The organism is Aliagarivorans marinus DSM 23064 (genome assembly GCF_000429485.1).
Lineage (GTDB): Bacteria > Pseudomonadota > Gammaproteobacteria > Enterobacterales > Celerinatantimonadaceae > Aliagarivorans > Aliagarivorans marinus.
Window position 1 is genome coordinate 207,043 of record NZ_KE386910.1, and the last position, 16,882, is coordinate 223,924.

The following is a 16,882-nucleotide window of genomic DNA, read 5'->3' on the forward strand; positions in this document are numbered from 1 at the left end:
CCAACGACCTTCGGGTTATGAGCCCGACGAGCTACCAGACTGCTCCAACCCGCGTCCGAAGAGGGTGATAAGTTTTGATTCTTTATCGAGAATTGCTTGCGATTGCTGAATTTAATCAACGACCTTCGCGTTTTTATAGAGAGCTGAGCCCGAAAGCTGCGTATCTACAAAAGAGTTGGTTGCGGGGGCCGGATTTGAACCGACGACCTTCGGGTTATGAGCCCGACGAGCTACCAAGCTGCTCCACCCCGCGTCAACGGAGGCGAATACTATAGACATGGCAGGGTGATTACAAGGAGTAAATTGAAATCAATGAGAGTTTGACCAACAAATGACCTAAACTGGGTGTTTTGTTTACATAACCAACGGATCTAGCATCGAATTTTCTATTGAATGTAGCAAATCCCTTTTGGATGTCAGTGAGTTATGTAAGAACCAATGTGTGCCGCATCGCCTTTGGTTGCGGTGTAGTAACTTCCACTAGTCGTATCTACAGCTATGTTTAATAGGGTGCCTGAGTTCGATGATTCAGCTGTGCTTTATGCTACTGATTTATGACGAAACAGGTATAATCGCCGCACCGAAAATAATGAGTAACACCATGGCCGATTTTTTTGCGAGTACCGCAAAAGGTTTAGAAAACCTTTGTCTAGAAGAACTTCAATCACTTGGAGCAGAGAACTGCCGTCAGCGTGTTGCTGGCGTGAGCTTCGAGTGTGACTGGCCCACGGTGTACAAGATTGCGCTTTGGACGCGGTTTGCTTCACGCATTATGCTTCGCTTGGTTGAAACAGAGATCCGCGATGCGCGAGCCTTGTACCGGGCTGCCCACGAGATCAACTGGCAACGTTACTTCACCACTGCGGAAAGCTTTGCGGTTACCTTCAATGGCACCAACGATTTTATTAGCAACAGCCAGTTTGGCGCCTTGACCATTAAGGATGCCATCGTCGACCACTTTACGAGGTTTCACGACGAACGTCCCAATGTAGAACGTCAAGACCCTGATGTGCGCATCGTAGCGCGTTTGGCCAACAACTTTTTAGCAATTTCGTTAGATATCGTCGGTCAACCACTTCACCGCCGAGGTTATCGCACCGAGCAGGGCGAAGCGCCGCTTAGAGAAAATCTCGCTGCAGCCGTGGTTGCTCGCAGCAAGTGGACCGAAGAGTATATGGTCGATCCGATGTGTGGCTCGGGCACCTTGCTCATTGAAGCGGCGTTGGCTGCCTACGACATAGCGCCGGGTTTGAACCGTCCTTTCGCACTCACAAAGCTGAAAAACTACGATGAGCAAGCTTGGTCTGATGTTAAGGACGAGGCACAGCAACGCGCACAATCAGGTAAGGCTAATGCCAGCCAGAAACTGATTGGCTATGACAGCGACAAACGAATGGTTGCGATTGCGAAAGCGAATATTGAGCGCGCGGGTCTCTCTGAGTTTATCTCCGTTCACACTCACGACGCCGCCGATATCGCGCCAGCGCCAAAAGCAAAGGGACTGATTCTAAGTAACCCGCCTTACGGTGAACGTTTGGGAGAACTAACCAAGCTTGTAGGACTATTCTTGTCGCTCGGTGCTGGGATCAAACAGCACTACGCAGGCTGGCGAGTGGCATTGTTCTCTGGGTCACCGGAACTACTTGATTACCTGCGTATGCGCGCTGATAAGCAATACAAGTTTTTCAATGGTGCACTGGAGTGTACGCTAAAGCTCTACCAAGTCGGTGAGGGTGAGCAATCTCAGCAACGTCTATACGCTGAAGATTTTGTAAACCGACTAAAGAAGAACCAGAAGAAGCTGGGCAAATGGCTTAAACGCGAAGAGCTAGGTTGTTATCGCCTTTACGATGCGGATCTGCCAGAGTACAACGTTGCAGTGGATGTTTACCAAGATCATTGGGTTGTTCAGGAGTACCGCGCACCAAAATCCATCGATGCGAATAAAGCGCGCCGTAGGATGATGGATTTGCTGACTGGCATCGTGCAAAGCGGCTTAGTCGATAATGACAAGCTGATTATCAAACAGCGGCAGCAGCAAAAGGGCAAGCAGCAGTACCAGCGAAATGCCAATGAGCGTGAACGTATGGTTGTCAGTGAATATGGTGCCCAGTTCTATGTCAACCTGACCGACTACCTGGACACTGGTTTGTTCTTGGACCACCGTAATATGCGCCATTACATCCAGCAGAACGCTAAGGGCAAAGCGGTACTAAACTTGTTTGCCTACACCGGCAGCGCCAGTGTTCACGCAGCGATAGGCGGCGCCGAGAAGGTGACAACGGTTGATATGTCCAACACCTATCTCAACTGGGCGAAGGATAATTTCCGCCTCAACAAGCTGAGTGTGGTTAAGCACGACTTTGTGCGTGCCGACTGCTTGGCTTGGCTCGGGAAGGCAACCCAGACCTTCGATTTGATTTTCCTCGATCCCCCAACGTTTTCTAACTCTAAGAAGATGGAGGACGCCTTCGATGTGCAACGCGACCACGTCGATCTGATTGCTCAAGCGGTAGCAAGGCTGAACAACGATGGCCAGCTGATTTTCTCCAACAACAAACGTCAGTTTAAGATGGAGCAGGCCGCCATCGACGAGATGGGATGCAAAGTTGAAAACATCTCCAAGCAATCACTGTCGCCTGATTTCGAGCGTAACAAGCATATTCATAACTGCTGGTTGATTACTAAAAACTAGGACCATGGAACGATCTTCCGACTATACGCTTTACGGCACCGACGGGTGCCATCTTTGTGAACAGGCCCAAGCACTGATGGAGCAAATCGGTGCTGTGGATTACTGTTCGACCGACATCATTGATAATGACGATGACTTGGCTCGATACCGGGTTGTTATCCCCGTGTTAAAGCATAATCAGAGCGAACGTGAACTGCTTTGGCCATTCGATATCACCACTCTCAACGCATTTTTGGAACAATGTAGTGCTAATTAACCTTCAGGATGCCTTTCTGGCTTATGGCGATACGCCACTTTTAAATCAAGCAAACCTGCAGATTAACGCAGGAGAGCGAGTCTGTTTAGTGGGGCGTAACGGCGCTGGCAAGAGTACCTTGCTTAAGGTCATCGAGGGCGAGGTCAAACTCGACGATGGTCAGCGACAAATCGTTAACGACGTAGTGATAAGCCGCCTTCAACAAGACCCGCCAACTGCTACCGATCAAACCATCTTCGAATATGTCGCAGAGGGGCAACCCGAGTTAGCCGGTTTATTGGCTGAGTACCATGAGCTATCGTCGTCTATTGGGAGCAACTCATCTGATGCGGCGTTAAAACGGCTTGATCGTTTACAGCACCAGCTAGAATCGAATGACGGGTGGGCATTTGACTCGCAAATCCAACGGGTGCTGACAACCTTAAAGCTCGAAGGGGACGCCAAGTTAAAAGGTCTCTCCGGCGGCTGGCTGCGTAAAGTTGCCTTAGCTAAGGCGCTGGCCAGCAACCCTGATATTCTGCTGCTCGATGAGCCGACCAACCACCTGGATATCTCAACCATTCAATGGCTTGAAGAGTTCCTGCTTACTCAACGCATTAGCTTGGTGTTTATCAGCCACGACCGGGCGTTTATCCACAAAATTGCAACGCGCATTGTCGATATCGACCGCGGCGTTCTCACCTCTTGGCCGGGCAACTATCAGGCCTACCTGGAAGGCAAGGCCGAATGGCTGCGTGTGGAAGAAGAGCAGAACGCCCAGTTCGATAAGAAGCTCGCTCAAGAGGAAGCATGGATCCGTCAGGGTATTAAGGCACGACGCACCCGCAATGAAGGACGGGTTCGTGCACTTAAAGCGCTGCGTAAAGAGCGCTCTGAGCGGGTGGGGCGTCAAGGCACCGCAGCTATTCAGGTTGATGAAGGCTTGCGCAGTGGTAAAGTTGTGTTTGAAGCCGAACAGCTTAGTTTTGCTTACTCCGGTGCAAAGGTTCCTACTATCAACCCCGTAGACCTGCTGGTTATGCGTGGCGACAAAATTGCTTTAGTGGGTGCTAATGGCTGCGGCAAATCCACACTAATTAAGTTGCTGCTCGATGAGTTGCCAGCCAGTGGCGGTAAGCTCAAGACAGGCACCAACTTACAGGTGGCATACTTTGACCAGTATCGTGAAGAGCTAGATCCCGAGAAATCAGTATTGGACAACGTTGCTGGCGGCAAGCAAGAAGTTGAGATCAACGGTGGTAAGCGCCATGTGATGGGTTACTTGCAAGACTTTTTGTTTCCTCCCAAACGCGCGTTCACGCCTGTAAAAGCCCTATCGGGGGGCGAGAAAAACCGCCTGATGCTGGCAAAACTGTTCCTTAAGCCGGCGAATTTGTTGGTATTGGATGAACCAACCAACGACTTGGATGTCGAAACTCTCGAACTGCTTGAAGAGTTGGTCGATCAGTACCAAGGAACGGTGTTACTGGTGAGCCACGACCGAGAGTTTATCGACAATACGGTTAGCCAATGCTGGTCGTTTGATGGGAACGGAAACGTGTTCAAGTTTGTCGGTGGTTACAGCGAACTGGAGAGCTACCAGCAATCGCTTGAATCGACGGTTAAAGAACAGAAACCTGTTAAAGCCACCACCACCGCAAAACCCAAGAAAACTTCAGGTAAGCTTTCGTACAAGTTGCAGCTTGAACTTGACCAACTGCCTGAAAAGTTGGAAGCTGCTGAACAACGTGTCGAATCACTGCAATCTCAGGTTAACGATCCCGAGTTTTTCAACGGCGATCAAGCTGAGGTTCAAGCGAAACTTAATGAATTAACCCTCGCCGAAGAGCAACTGGAAGGCTTGTTTGCTCGTTGGGAAGAATTGGAACAACAAAAACTTTCATGAAGAAAACATTTGTCGCATCCGCGCTGGGCTTGATACTCAGCCAACAAGTGGTAACTGCGCACGCCGCAAATATCGAACCTTATTACCTCGTTGAAGAGATCCCGATTATCGAAGAGCTCGCCGAAGAGCAAGCTCCTGAACCGTACTTGCTGGGATTGGAAGATGCTCGGTACGACTTCAACGTCACTGCAGTCAGCGATGATGGAACGCTGATTGCGGGCAGAGCATTGACCTTCTTCACCTATTTTACTTTCTTCGATTTCTTCGACAGAACGACATTTGACTATGGTTGTCAGTACTCTTCTGATGTATGTGACAACTATCTTTACTCGATCCATGGTTTTTATGACTTCTACCGCGAAGCCGTTGTTGGCCAACGTGGCAAGCTCTACGAATCAAAGATTCTGGCCTATTGGGCTGATTTGAGCGGAAATCCAACCATTAGAAGCAGCGGTTCAAATGTTGAGCCAGTCCCTGTATGGCCACTAGTTGAAGAAAAAGTCTATGTGTTTGACGACTCTAACGCCGAGACGCCGACTACAGACACCCAAATCAACGATATCCAGCGTATTAATGGCCATGTTTGGCTCACTGGCTGGGACTCAGCGCCGTACTACTTAAGCGAAAGTAATGGATATGCTCGCGACCATATTGGTCGTGGATTCGCTAAGAATGAGTCTACTGGTGACGTGATTACGTTAGCGCCTTGTAATCAGGCTCTCAATAGCAGTGTTGAATGCGACATCACACGATTAAATGGCGGTGCGTCAGTCGGCTCTAAGTTTGTGTTCAACGACGAGCTTCCGGGCTATGAAGGGCGCACTGTCGTTATCGGGTTTGCTAGCTACCAGTATTACGACACCAGTTCCTCTTACTTTAACGACTGTCAGACTGGCAACCGTGATAATTACGCGCGTTGTTCAGGGCTCGATACCCAAATGTGGGTATGGGACATTACTGATGCCGCAGATGGCGACGTTGTGTTTGGTGAGCAATTAGTTGATGGGTACAACTTGCGGCAGTATGGAGCAGCGCGTTACAACATCCTCAATGATGTCGGTAGTCAAGGGACTATGGTTGGTATGTCTTCTCGTGCGGAGTTCGACAGCCGCACGGGCTCGCGTGGACGGGCAGCAATATTCGTTGAGAATACTAAAAACGATAATGCACCTTTCTCAGTAGCGCAGATCCCTAACCTAAACAGCGACAACGCAAACCAAAACACCGATGATTATCGTGACACCGTTGTGCATACTTGGGCAACAGCGGTGAATGATGAGTCTCAGCTAATTGTAGGGAACATGCGCTTTTCGGCGGAGAAAGGCCGCAACCGAGCCGTAGAAGGGTTTGTGTACGAAAATAGTGGAACTGATAGAGTCGCGTGGCCTTTCCGTAACTTGCCACAGCGTGGTAGTAACAGCCACTTCTCCGATGTGAACGCTGAGTCCATCGTAGTGGGTTGGCGTGATGCCGATGGTGAAGACCAACCCTCTTTCCGCGGTACGACCCGTCGTCAAACCGGTTTTATCCTCGATTATGAAGCCTACAAGCGTGGCGATGCAGTAAGTTCTTGGAACCTTATTGATCTGACCTGTTACGAGACTGGCGAAGGCCAAGTAACTCTTCCTTTCTACCGTATCGAGTACCCTCAATCTATTGAAGACGATGGTACTGTGATCGCTAGTGGCTACCACTATGCAAACAGCGATGACTTTATCAATCGTGCTAACCCACGACCGGTGCTGTTACGTCTAACGGTTAACCCAAGTGGTGATTTGCAGAATCTAGCGCAGTGCCCTCAGTTGGAAGAGCAACCCTTTGAGCGAAGCGGTGGTTCTATGGGTTGGCTGGTGTTGTTGATACTCCCAGTGGCTTTTGTGAGACAGTTCAAATTTGCCAAAAATGCCACAAAGGCGTAACACTTAGATCAAAGGCTTAGGCAATACTGTTACATTTTGCCTTTGACCTTTAAAATTCCTTGAGGAATAGTAGAAGCAGAGCAGTAGAAATATTGCTCTGCTTTTTCAGTTCTGAAGAGGAAAACGTCTATGAAGAGACAAAAGCGCGACCGTATGGAACGGGCCCATGCAAAGGGATATCAAGCTGGACTATCAGGAAAATCGAAGGAGACCTGTCCATATGCAGGTGCTGATGCCAGGGGATATTGGTACGGAGGCTGGAGAGAAGCGGTTGAAGAACGCGTAACAGGTCTCGAAACATAAGACACTCATACAACACAAAAAAGCCCTGCATTGCAGGGCTTTTTAGATCGTGACGAGCTGTTAGCTCATGATAGGTAGCTTAGAAGCTTGAGGTGTCGGTAAACAAACCTACTTTCAAGTCTTTAGCCGAGTAGATCTCGCGCCCATCTACTTCAACCACACCATCAGCAATACCCATCACCAGCTTACGTAGAATCACCCGCTTCATCTGGATTTTGTAGGTCACTTTCTTCGCAGTCGGCAATACTTGGCCGGTGAACTTCACTTCGCCCACGCCTAGCGCGCGGCCTTTACCTGGGCCACCACTCCAGCCTAGGAAGAAGCCAACCAACTGCCACATGGCATCCAAGCCCAAACAGCCAGGCATCACTGGGTCGCCGGGGAAGTGGCATTCAAAGAACCAAAGTGATGGGTCGATATCCAGCTCGGCAACGATCTCGCCTTGTCCGTGCTCGCCACCTTCATGGGAGATATGGACAATGCGGTCCATCATCAGCATGTTGGGAGCGGGGAGTTTGCTGTTTCCTTCGCCGAACAGCAGCCCTTGGCTACAATCGAGCAGTTCTTCGCGGGAAAAACTGTGCTTACCTAAATCCTTTTGAGAAGTCTTAGTCATCTGTGTTTACTTATATTTGGGTTTTCGCAACTTTAGCGAACACGTGTGCGCTAAACAAGTCCAATCAGTTGAATATCGGTCAATTGTTGGTCATTGCTTCTGCTGGTCTAACCTCGTTGATTAAAGATGGCTGTAAAAGTGTCCAAAAGCTTCTGCCAAATACTTGGGGCTTCATCATCTTCTACAACCCGTTTATGGATGATTCCATAAATACTGTCGTCGTCATCGTTGCTGCCAGCGGGTTTATTTAACAGCAGTGGTATCGCTTGGCTCACATGGTCGACTACATGAATGGCAAAGCGCCGCTCACGTACCGCGTCGACAACCTCTTGGTGAAGGTTTAACTGGCCTAGATTAGCCTTGGGGATTATTACGCCTTGTTGGCCGTTTATGCCAAGTAGCTTACATACACGGTAGAAACCTTCGATCTTCTCGTTGATCCCCCCCACGGCGAGCACATGGCCATGTTGATCGAGTGCGCCGGTAATAGAGAGGGATTGGCGTACCGCCACGCCACTGAGCGCGCTTAACACGCAAATCAGCCCTGCAAGAGAGGCACTATCGCCATCGATCTCATGGTAGGACTGCTCAAACACTACGTTGCCAGAGAGCGGAAAGTGGTGCTCGCTAGCAAACTGGTTGTTTAAAAAGCCCTGGATAATCATCATCGACTTAGCGTGAATATTGCCACCAAGTTCAGACTTACGCTCGACATCGGAGATATCGCCATCGCCTTGCTGGATAGTGGCAGTAATTCGCAGGGGCTCACCGAAGCTCTCACCAATGGTGTCAAAGTCGATAACCGACAGGCCGTTCACTTGGCCAAGCTGCTCGCCGTCCACCCACAACTTGAGCTGACGCTCTTTGAAGCCCTGATTGCTGTAGGCCATCTGCAGCTGGGCAAAAGACGCTAATTTCTCTAAGGCCTGTTGATAGGGCACATCGGTGTGCTGAGTCATCCAATCCAGCGGCTTACAGAGCTCATCGAGCTCGAGGCTGAGCTGTAGGTTGTTTTCACTCAGTCGGCTTGAATAGCGAAGCAGCGATGCATTATCGTCGTCGGCCAGCGTAACGCCTCCAGAGTGCAGCTCACATAGACCTAAAAGCGCCCCTGCATTCTCGGGGGTTAGTGCGACATCATTCGGTAACTCAACCTTGACTGCAGAGTGCTCATAGAGCACCGGGTCGCGCTCGTTAAGGCTAGCTATGGCCAGCGGATCGCCATGGATTATCACCTTTAGCGTGACTGGCGTCGTCTCGACGTCAATACTGGCTTGCTCAGCACGCTCTGCCAAGCGCCAATCAACACAGCCTTGCTGTATGCAATGTTTGATATCCCGCCAGATGTGCGGAGCACTTAATAGAATATCGGCATCAATGAGCAGCAAGCCTGCATGTGCAAGTAACACCGCACCGGGTTTAATCGCACCAAGCTCGCCTTGGCCGATGTGCCCAAAGCTAAAACGTGGGCCTGAATGGGACAGCCCAACGATGTCAGTTTTAGCTGCGTGGATTTGGTAGTACGCTGAAACGGGTTTGGTTTCAAGCCAAGCAGTTTGTTGCTGCCATTGTTTGATAAGTGTGCCTAGCAACGGGTGCTGACGGGCATCTAGCACCTTGCACAGTGATTGATGAGCAAGGGTTAACTCTTGAGGCCCTTCGATGGCAGGATCGCCCGGGTACTCGTGAATTAGCGAGGCAGCGGCATCTTGGTCTACGACCGCGTTATAAAGATTGCTTAATCCTGCTTCTAGCGCACTTGCGTTAGCGCTTGCACAGCTAAGGGTTAGTGCAGAGTAGGGGCTGTACTGGACCACAAACAGCGTGTGCGCCTTATGTTGGTCAAAGGGATAGAGTTGTTCAACAATTTCTCTGTAAGGCAGCGCCGATGGCCCTTGGATCAACATATAGCCACTGGTTTTCTTGGCAAAAAAGTTTAGGCATTCAGCAGCTTGCGGCAGCAATTGCTGCCAATGATTGGTCAAACATGGTTCCGGTGTAGGAAGAGTCGGGTTTAGCTGCTCTGCCTGCAGTTGCGTTGTATACACTTAGCTTACTCTTGGGTAATGAAAAACGGAGCCGCAGCTCCGTTTTATGTTTATTTTCAGCGCTTTAATAGACTATAAAAGAATTGCCGCTAACCAGCCAGCAAATAGCAGTGGCAGGTTGAAAAACACAAAGGTTGGGATCACGGTATCAAAGATGTGATCATGTTGGCCGTCGGCATTCAATCCCGCTGTTGGTCCTAAGGTTGAATCGGAGGCTGGAGAGCCGGCATCACCGATGGCAGCGGCCGAACCGATTAGTGCAGCTGTAGCAAGCGGTGAGAAGCCTAATGCGGCGCACAACGGCACATAGATCGTTGCGATAATCTGAATCGTGGAGAATGACGAGCCAATCCCCATGGTAACCAGTAGGCCGATCGCCATCATCACGGCTGCAGCTAAGTACTTGTTGTTACCAAGAATCGAGCTGGCACCCTCAACCAGATCCGGTACACCGCCACTGGCCTTCATCACCTCAGCAAAACCGGCCGCGGCAATCATGATAAAGCCGATCAGTGACATCATCTTAGCGCCCTCGATAAACAGATCCTGGCTCTGTTTGGGCTTGATTCCGCAGGATGTAGTAAGTGCTAAAAAGCCAAACAAGGCTCCGGCGATGATCGAGTCGGTCTTTAGCTGCACCAGCAAGGCCAATACGATTACGGCGAAGCTTAGCAACAAGCGTAACTGGTTGGGTTTAGCAATCTCGCCGGTTTGCGAGGCGCGGGCTGAATCAACCTCAGCAAGCGCTGCGTAGTTACGTGGCTTGCGATAAAAGTAGGCCGCGGCTAACAAGCCTGCAAGCATGCCCATGGCGGGCAGCGTCATCGCTTTAGGCAGTTCACTGGCCGCGATTTCCAGGCCATTACTGGCAAGGTTGCCATGCAGCAGCTGATTGATGAAGATCCCGCCAAAACCGACCGGTAGCCACATGTAGGTGGTTACCAAGCCGAAGGTCAAACAGCAGGCAATCAAGCGGCGGTCGATATTTAAGCGATTAAACACACCAAGCAGAGGCGGAATCAAAATAGGAATGAAGGCGATATGCACCGGTACCAGATTCTGCGAAGCAACTGCCATAGCGATAATCGCCAGCAAGATGGCACCTTTGACCAAGCCTTGTTGGCTTTGGTGGTTGGCCCCGGTTACCTTCTTAACGATGGTTTGCGCCAGATAATCGGTCAGGCCGCTTTGCGATATCGCCACAGCAAACGCACCTAGTAAGGCGTAACTTAAGGCGATACTTGCACCACCACCAAGGCCCGATTCGAACGCTGAAATCGTATCGGCAAGGCCCATACCCGCGAACTGGCCGCCGACAATGGCGCTCAACACCAGCGCGACCACGACATTGACGCGAACTAAGCTGAGTACCAGCATCAAAACGACTGAGATAAGTACCGGGTTGAGTCCGGACTCAGCCAGGTAGTGCGTGACCATGTTTACTCCTGTAATCCCATAGGCCAGCCGCCCAGTGCCTGCCATTGGTTGACGATGTGGCAGAACAGCTCGGCGGTTTTTTGGGTGTCGTACAGGGCCGAGTGTGCTTCGTTGTTGTCGAAGCTGATCTGTGCAGCCTCACAGGCTTTTGCCAGCACGGTTTGGCCTAACGCAACTGCACTGATACTGGTGGTATCAAAGCTCACAAACGGATGGAAGGGGTTGCGCTTAATTCCACTGCGCTCAACTGCCGCATTGAAAAAGCTCATATCAAAGGCTGCGTTATGCGCAACCATCACCGCCCGGTTGCAACCATGGGCCTTAAGCGCCTTGCGGATCGGCCTAAACATCTCTTTCAAGGCAAACTCTTCACTCACCGCACCGCGTAGCGGGTTGTAGGGATCAATACCAGTAAACTCAAGTGCCGCTTTCTCCAAGTTCGCCCCTTCGAAGGGCTCGATATGGAAATGGACGGTTTCGCCGGGCACCAGTTGGCCTGCGTCGTCGAAAGTCAGCAGGCAAGCTGCTATCTCTAACATCGCGTCGGTTTTGGCGTTAAAGCCGGCGGTTTCGACGTCGATAACAACAGGGTAGTACCCGCGAAAACGGGAAGACATCAGTTCGCTTACTTGGTTGGTTTCACTCATAGTATTGAAGGCAGTGGAAAGAGGGGCGCATTATGGCAAAAGCCCGATTAAATGGCTATTTTCGGCTAAACATTTTGCCGACCACGCCGATAGCAAAAGGGTAATAAGAGGATCATCAGATGTTTCGAAGCCTACTTGCATCAAGTTTGCTTGCCAGCAGCATGGCAAACGCCGCTATTCAACAGTACTCAGCGAGCCTGGATGACTCGATTTGGGTCATGTCGCATGCCAGCCCGATCGAATGTCGAATCGACCACATTGTTCCGTCGTTTGGTGTGGCGAGCTTTGTGACCAAAGCGTCTAAAGATATCAATCTCGATTTCCATCTGAACGGTTATCGCCAGAACCCCAATACCCACAATGTGTCGTTGCGTAGTGTGCCACCGAGCTGGAAACCGGGGCGTAGTGTTAGCCGTATCGCCGATCTCGCGTTTTACAAACAGTTTGATGGCTACGTCAACGAGCAACACGCCTGGCAGATGATCAACGAGCTAGAGCGAGGCAATGAGCCGACCTTCTATTTTAGAGATTGGTACGGCAACGGGATCAACACCTCGGTATCGCTATCCACCATCAACTTTTCGCCGGTGCATAACGAGTTTCTGCAGTGTGTTAGTCGCCTACTGCCTTACTCATTTAGCGACATCGCCTTTACGGTGCTGACGTATCGTAGCAACAGCAACGAGCTAACTCGCCGCTCGCAGCATCGTCTAAACGCCATCCTCGAATACGTGAAACATGACCCAGATATCCAATTGGTTCTGTTAGATGCCTATACCGACTCTTACGGTAGCCGCTACAAAAACCAAACCCTGTCAGAGTCGCGTGCTAGCGTAGTGAAAGACTACTTCGTTCAAGCGGGATTAGATGAGGATGCCATTGAGGTGACCGGTCACGGCGAGCGTCGCCATGTCGCGCCAAACAGCACGGCGTTGCAGCGGCAAACCAACCGTAGGGTGGTGATCTCACTGGGTAAAGAATTGCTCTAGGTTCAGTCAGTAAATATCAGATAGAAAAAACGGAGCTTACAGCTCCGTTTTTTCTTTGAACTCAATTTATATCCACCAAAAACAAACTCTATAAGGTGAGTGAGTGAGTGGTTGGACTTTGATTACAGGCCCTATGCGGAGTTGCCTTGCCAAAATATGTTTACAAAAAACATTATTTCTGTAACGGTCGCGTTTGTGTCACATCAAGATGTGGGCAATAGCGCCTGAGATTCTTTACAAAAATGGTAGCAAACAAAGCAACCAAGCTCCATCCAGTTTTTTGGCCCAAAAGTCTAGCAAGGCGATGGCCTCACTGTGTGAAGCCATCACCCTGCCAAAGGGTATCTAAGGGTATGATGGTAAAGTAAAATAATAAAGCCACTCCTGACGCTCGCGCAGCTCACTAGTCGCTAGGCATTTATGATTTTCCTTGACCATCCAGACACACCTCTGGACATTTTCGTGTTGAGACATTTGTTCTAATCACAGAACTTCAGATTTCTCAAAGTATGAATAAGCTCTAAACCTATGGCTAATTTCTATTGGCCACTACGTATCGATTCCTGATCGTACGAATAGTATCACCAAGGATGAGTTTATCTTCAGGAAGGTCTAAAACTACATTGATAATGTCTGCCATAGCTTGATTGCTAAATCTAAACCCGTTGGGCAGTTGATTTAGTTCATCAAATTGGGCGTCAAACGCAAGAACAAAATCTTTATGGTCTGACGCTCTTCCATCTAGTACCTCATCAGGGATTTCAACATGTTCTGGTATTGGTAGACGCTCTTCAAACTCACCAATCGCTTCTACCACATCAGCCCGTGAAGGCCAGTATTTAAGATCATACTGGTACGCCAGACTTTCAAGCTCATTTTTAACGTAAGCTCCGAAAAGATAGTTATGGTTTGCTCCTTGCACCAACGAATCGACTGCTGTTTGATAATCATGCCGACGAAAACCTGATAACTCATACAATTCACTCTGGCGTCTTAGCATACCGGCCAGACGACATGAGAGCTCTGAGATATCTTCTTGTAATTTGAGTAGCTCACGCCTATCGGTTCTAGCTTGAACAAACTCTTCCTTCGCAAAATCATCACTCAGCCAGATATGTTCCAACGTCAACCAAACAGCTTCAGCATTTGGCCTTTCTGGTTCAGAAGGGATTGCTAGTTTGTCAGCGTAGCCAAACTTATTGATTAGCTCGTTGAATACCTTTTCAAGGTTTGATGCCTGGTCAATCATCCGTTGCATAAGTGGCCAGCGGGTCATCCAAATTTTTTTCTTTCGGTTATCTTCAAGTTCCCTTTCTATAAAAGCTACGCAAAAGTCAGTTGGTGAGTTTGTGGGTAATTTCGTCATGATAAGCACCTTTAGTTCCTGTATTTTCGTACTAAGATATCGCTTAGTGAAACGAATCACCGTGTCTCAATATTTTTATTTATTGGCCTTCAGACACGCTCACCTTTTGTCATTGAATTGGACAAAAGCGCTTTAGTAAAGGTGTGCTCCGCTGGTTATTGATGAGTGGTAACTAGCTACTCTCTTTCAGAAAGCTTCTGATGAGTCTATCCTGAACAGGTTCTCTTTAAGAAACATTGCTAGAATCCAGCTGCCAGCGGTAGGAGTCAATCTTGTATTCCAATACCGTAAACAGACCTCACATACCTGTCATACCTCAAACAGCTAGAGCGAGCCAGCAACCTCTGCACAGTAGCGTCATAAAATCCACCTTCCGGACTTGAAATTCTAAATCGATCCTGTAGCAATGGCTCAGCAATCTGCCGCTCGAGTCGATCTGTAAAGTCGGAAGCTTGTCCAGCTAACAGGGTCAATTGAGCAGCATTGCGATTATTGTCCTGTACCATCCGGTCCGTAGTCTTAAGCCAATTCCGAGCAGTAGCAAAATTGCCTTGAGATTTTCGGAAAGTCTTTAAGAACGATTCGTCAATCGGCAGCACATTAAACTGAGTGTGGGCATCATTCCATGGATAGGTCACAACTCCTTGCGTTCTATGTTGAGCTGCCATTAATTCCTGCCATCTTGAGCCACTGTCCGTAACCAGTACAGAACCCGTTACTTGGGCAATTAGCAACGCCATTTCATAGTTAGGTCCCATCCGGAACTGTAGGAACTGTCCACTATCTCTCAGCTCGACTTGTTGAAGCATTACAAGTGGTGAAGCCTCGGCTTCACGTTCTAATGCGTCAATCGATTGAGTAGCATCATCCTCATCTAAGCCAAATTCACTAATCAGTAACTGAATTCTCGCTTCTTTGGGCATCATAGCTGTAGAGTTCAATAAATCTTCAGTAGTCAACCTGTAATGCAGTCGACGATCCTGCTCATTCAGAATCTCTCGCCTATCGCCACGTTCTCTAGCCATCTCCATCATTGCGCTCATAAGAGGCATATCGAACTCACTTGGGTCAGGAATCAAATTAACCAACCCGAGACCAATATACGGCTCCAATTGCAGCATGAACATAAAATCTTTTAAGGCTTGGTACTTGTATCTGGATGGATTTTCTATTGGACTAAACTCTGGCCTGACGTTGTTAGGGTTGGTTACTGGTGTCTCAATCAAAAACTCATCAAACATAGATGCAATTGGCAACGCACTAATACCAATTGTCCTAACATCTAATGGACCGGTGTATAAGCCTCTATACTTGCCATCAGATTTTGGCAGTAACGAGTAAATATCGGTTTCACGAGGCCACAATGCTGAATAGAATCTGTAAATTCTCTTAATCTGCTCATCCGAAAGTTCTCTTCTGACGTCCAGCCACGTTTTACCGCTATCAAGTCCCAATACATCACGGATGCAGTTGCAAAACATCAAATGCCGCTCTCGGATGCTGGCAACATTCCATGTTGTGCGCAGTTCCTGAGGTGCGTCTTGACAACAGTTTTTGTACTTTCTACCACTGCCACAACCGCACTGATCGTTACGGCCTAATTGGGTTTCATCAATATTTTTATTTAGGTATTCGTTTGGTGGCGTTGTTCTGCCAAAGGCATCCTGATAGTGAACCGTGCCATCTTCAAAATGAGCATACATTTCTCCGCCATATCGGTGGAGCTCATTTTCAGGGGGTAGTAATACGTGCCTTAACTCAGCCCAATCACAAGAAGTATCTCGTTCTGGATATAGCCAGTCCTCTTTACCCGCTGCAACTGATGTCTTAGCTCTGCTCTTGATGATGTGGTTTATCTTTCTGACTTCATCAGCGGTTAGTTTTCGGGTATTGATAAACTCAATCGTGTTGACCATACTTCGACGCATACGAGTCGCATTAGTACGTTGCTCAAGTGGATTTGCGTTTTCAGGATCTTTAGCGTATTCAAGGTTTGTCAGAATCAGGCAGCGATTTTTGTCTAGCGGGAATATAGTCTGAGAGCCCTTTAGCGAAATGTCAGGATCATTCGGATATTCGCACAACTCAGAATCAGGTGGGCAGGCATAGTTGTAAACGGTAATTGGGTGGTCTGATACTATGAACTTAACGTCTGAGTCTTCAGCTGATACCAGCTCCCGAACGCCTTCAGCCCACAACGTACAATGTATGGTGCGTAATGACTGCATTTCAATCATTAGCTGTAATTGGTTTAGTTCAGGGTATTTACTTCTAATCCAATCCAAGCCTTTGGGTGTGCGAAGTTTCTGAGCGTCTAAGTAGGTGAAGAAATCCTCGAAATTATGGTGCCACTCAGTTTGATCGTCACTCAGAAATGCACGGACGGCTTTGGAGCCATTATCGTCGATTGGGCCAAATAACTTCCGCTCTATGTCGTCGTTTACCTCTTCACCAAAGAACGTAGAGTAGAGGTGCTCTCCATAGAACCGTTGAGCTGGTGTGTACCACTTACAATTTTCAACAACTTTCAATTCCCCATTCGGCAAGGGGAACTCTTTACGCGTTTGATGGCAGAGTTGATTATCGCGATCACTCATGAAACCCTTTTGATGCCATTGCGGGATATAATGATTGTCTTTAGTCGCCATCTAACCTCCGTTCTTAATCCTTTAATACATTGGGGTTATTCACGAAGTTTCAATGTTAAAAGGAGAGATATCT

At 48.7% G+C, this 16,882-nt stretch carries 12 protein-coding genes and 1 tRNA gene; 6 read left to right on the plus strand and 7 right to left on the minus strand.

Annotated elements, in window-relative coordinates; translation table 11 throughout:
• Positions 1-176: 176 nt before the first annotated feature.
• A tRNA-Met gene (locus G461_RS0122555) sits at positions 177-253 on the minus strand.
• Between the two features lie 348 nt (positions 254-601).
• Here G461_RS0122555 and rlmKL point away from each other — a divergent pair.
• The 5 genes from rlmKL to rmf all read left to right on the plus strand — a co-directional run bounded on the left by rlmKL (position 602) and on the right by rmf (position 7,058).
• Complete coding sequence (rlmKL, locus tag G461_RS0122560) at positions 602-2,695, plus strand: bifunctional 23S rRNA (guanine(2069)-N(7))-methyltransferase RlmK/23S rRNA (guanine(2445)-N(2))-methyltransferase RlmL (RefSeq protein ID WP_051333785.1); 2,094 nt, start codon at positions 602-604, stop codon at positions 2,693-2,695.
• Between the two features lie 4 nt (positions 2,696-2,699).
• The gene (locus G461_RS0122565) at positions 2,700-2,951 is read left to right on the plus strand and encodes a glutaredoxin family protein (protein WP_026973555.1); all 252 of its coding nucleotides are present in this window, start codon (positions 2,700-2,702) and stop codon (positions 2,949-2,951) included.
• Positions 2,941-4,836, plus strand: a complete 1,896-nt coding sequence (gene uup, locus G461_RS0122570; protein WP_026973556.1) for an ATP-binding cassette ATPase Uup — start codon at positions 2,941-2,943, stop codon at positions 4,834-4,836. The genes G461_RS0122565 and uup overlap by 11 nt, the downstream gene beginning before the upstream one ends.
• Entirely contained in the window at positions 4,833-6,755 is a 1,923-nt protein-coding gene (locus tag G461_RS0122575; protein WP_026973557.1) for a DUF3466 family protein, read from the plus strand. The genes uup and G461_RS0122575 overlap by 4 nt, the downstream gene beginning before the upstream one ends.
• A gap of 129 nt (positions 6,756-6,884) precedes the next feature.
• Positions 6,885-7,058, plus strand: coding sequence for a ribosome modulation factor (gene rmf / locus G461_RS26010; RefSeq protein ID WP_084405029.1), 174 nt, complete (start codon positions 6,885-6,887; stop codon positions 7,056-7,058).
• Positions 7,059-7,137: 79 nt separating this feature from the next.
• Here rmf and fabA read toward each other — a convergent pair whose 3' ends face one another.
• From fabA to rnt, 4 genes are all read right to left on the minus strand, one after another.
• Entirely contained in the window at positions 7,138-7,674 is a 537-nt protein-coding gene (gene fabA / locus G461_RS0122585; RefSeq protein WP_026973558.1) for a 3-hydroxyacyl-[acyl-carrier-protein] dehydratase FabA, read from the minus strand.
• Between the two features lie 107 nt (positions 7,675-7,781).
• A complete protein-coding gene (locus G461_RS25250; RefSeq protein WP_157360407.1) occupies positions 7,782-9,722 on the minus strand; it encodes an AAA family ATPase in 1,941 nt (646 codons plus the stop codon).
• Positions 9,723-9,794: 72 nt separating this feature from the next.
• Positions 9,795-11,159, minus strand: coding sequence for a Na+/H+ antiporter family protein (locus G461_RS0122595; RefSeq protein ID WP_026973559.1), 1,365 nt, complete (start codon positions 11,157-11,159; stop codon positions 9,795-9,797).
• Positions 11,160-11,161: 2 nt separating this feature from the next.
• On the minus strand, positions 11,162-11,806 hold the full coding sequence (rnt, locus tag G461_RS0122600) for a ribonuclease T (protein WP_026973560.1): 645 nt from the start codon (positions 11,804-11,806) through the stop codon (positions 11,162-11,164).
• Positions 11,807-11,925: 119 nt separating this feature from the next.
• Between rnt and G461_RS0122605 the strand changes: the two genes are divergently transcribed.
• The gene (locus G461_RS0122605; protein ID WP_026973561.1) at positions 11,926-12,795 is read left to right on the plus strand and encodes a flagellar protein MotY; all 870 of its coding nucleotides are present in this window, start codon (positions 11,926-11,928) and stop codon (positions 12,793-12,795) included.
• 532 nt (positions 12,796-13,327) lie between these two features.
• On the opposite strand, the gene G461_RS0122610 is transcribed toward G461_RS0122605, so the two are convergent.
• Positions 13,328-14,161, minus strand: a complete 834-nt coding sequence (locus G461_RS0122610; protein WP_035481147.1) for a hypothetical protein — start codon at positions 14,159-14,161, stop codon at positions 13,328-13,330.
• Between the two features lie 266 nt (positions 14,162-14,427).
• Complete coding sequence (locus G461_RS25255; protein WP_051333780.1) at positions 14,428-16,809, minus strand: DUF4238 domain-containing protein; 2,382 nt, start codon at positions 16,807-16,809, stop codon at positions 14,428-14,430.
• Positions 16,810-16,882 lie beyond the last annotated feature (73 nt).

Coding starts and splice junctions, on each gene's coding strand:
- G461_RS0122610 (WP_035481147.1), bottom strand. CDS start 14,161: ATGACGAAATTACCCACAAACTCACCAACTGACTTTTGCGTAGCTTTT.
- G461_RS0122605 (WP_026973561.1), top strand. CDS start 11,926: ATGTTTCGAAGCCTACTTGCATCAAGTTTGCTTGCCAGCAGCATGGCA.
- fabA (WP_026973558.1), bottom strand. CDS start 7,674: ATGACTAAGACTTCTCAAAAGGATTTAGGTAAGCACAGTTTTTCCCGC.
- G461_RS0122575 (WP_026973557.1), top strand. CDS start 4,833: ATGAAGAAAACATTTGTCGCATCCGCGCTGGGCTTGATACTCAGCCAA.
- rlmKL (WP_051333785.1), top strand. CDS start 602: ATGGCCGATTTTTTTGCGAGTACCGCAAAAGGTTTAGAAAACCTTTGT.
- rnt (WP_026973560.1), bottom strand. CDS start 11,806: ATGAGTGAAACCAACCAAGTAAGCGAACTGATGTCTTCCCGTTTTCGC.
- G461_RS0122595 (WP_026973559.1), bottom strand. CDS start 11,159: ATGGTCACGCACTACCTGGCTGAGTCCGGACTCAACCCGGTACTTATC.
- G461_RS0122565 (WP_026973555.1), top strand. CDS start 2,700: ATGGAACGATCTTCCGACTATACGCTTTACGGCACCGACGGGTGCCAT.
- G461_RS25255 (WP_051333780.1), bottom strand. CDS start 16,809: ATGGCGACTAAAGACAATCATTATATCCCGCAATGGCATCAAAAGGGT.
- rmf (WP_084405029.1), top strand. CDS start 6,885: ATGAAGAGACAAAAGCGCGACCGTATGGAACGGGCCCATGCAAAGGGA.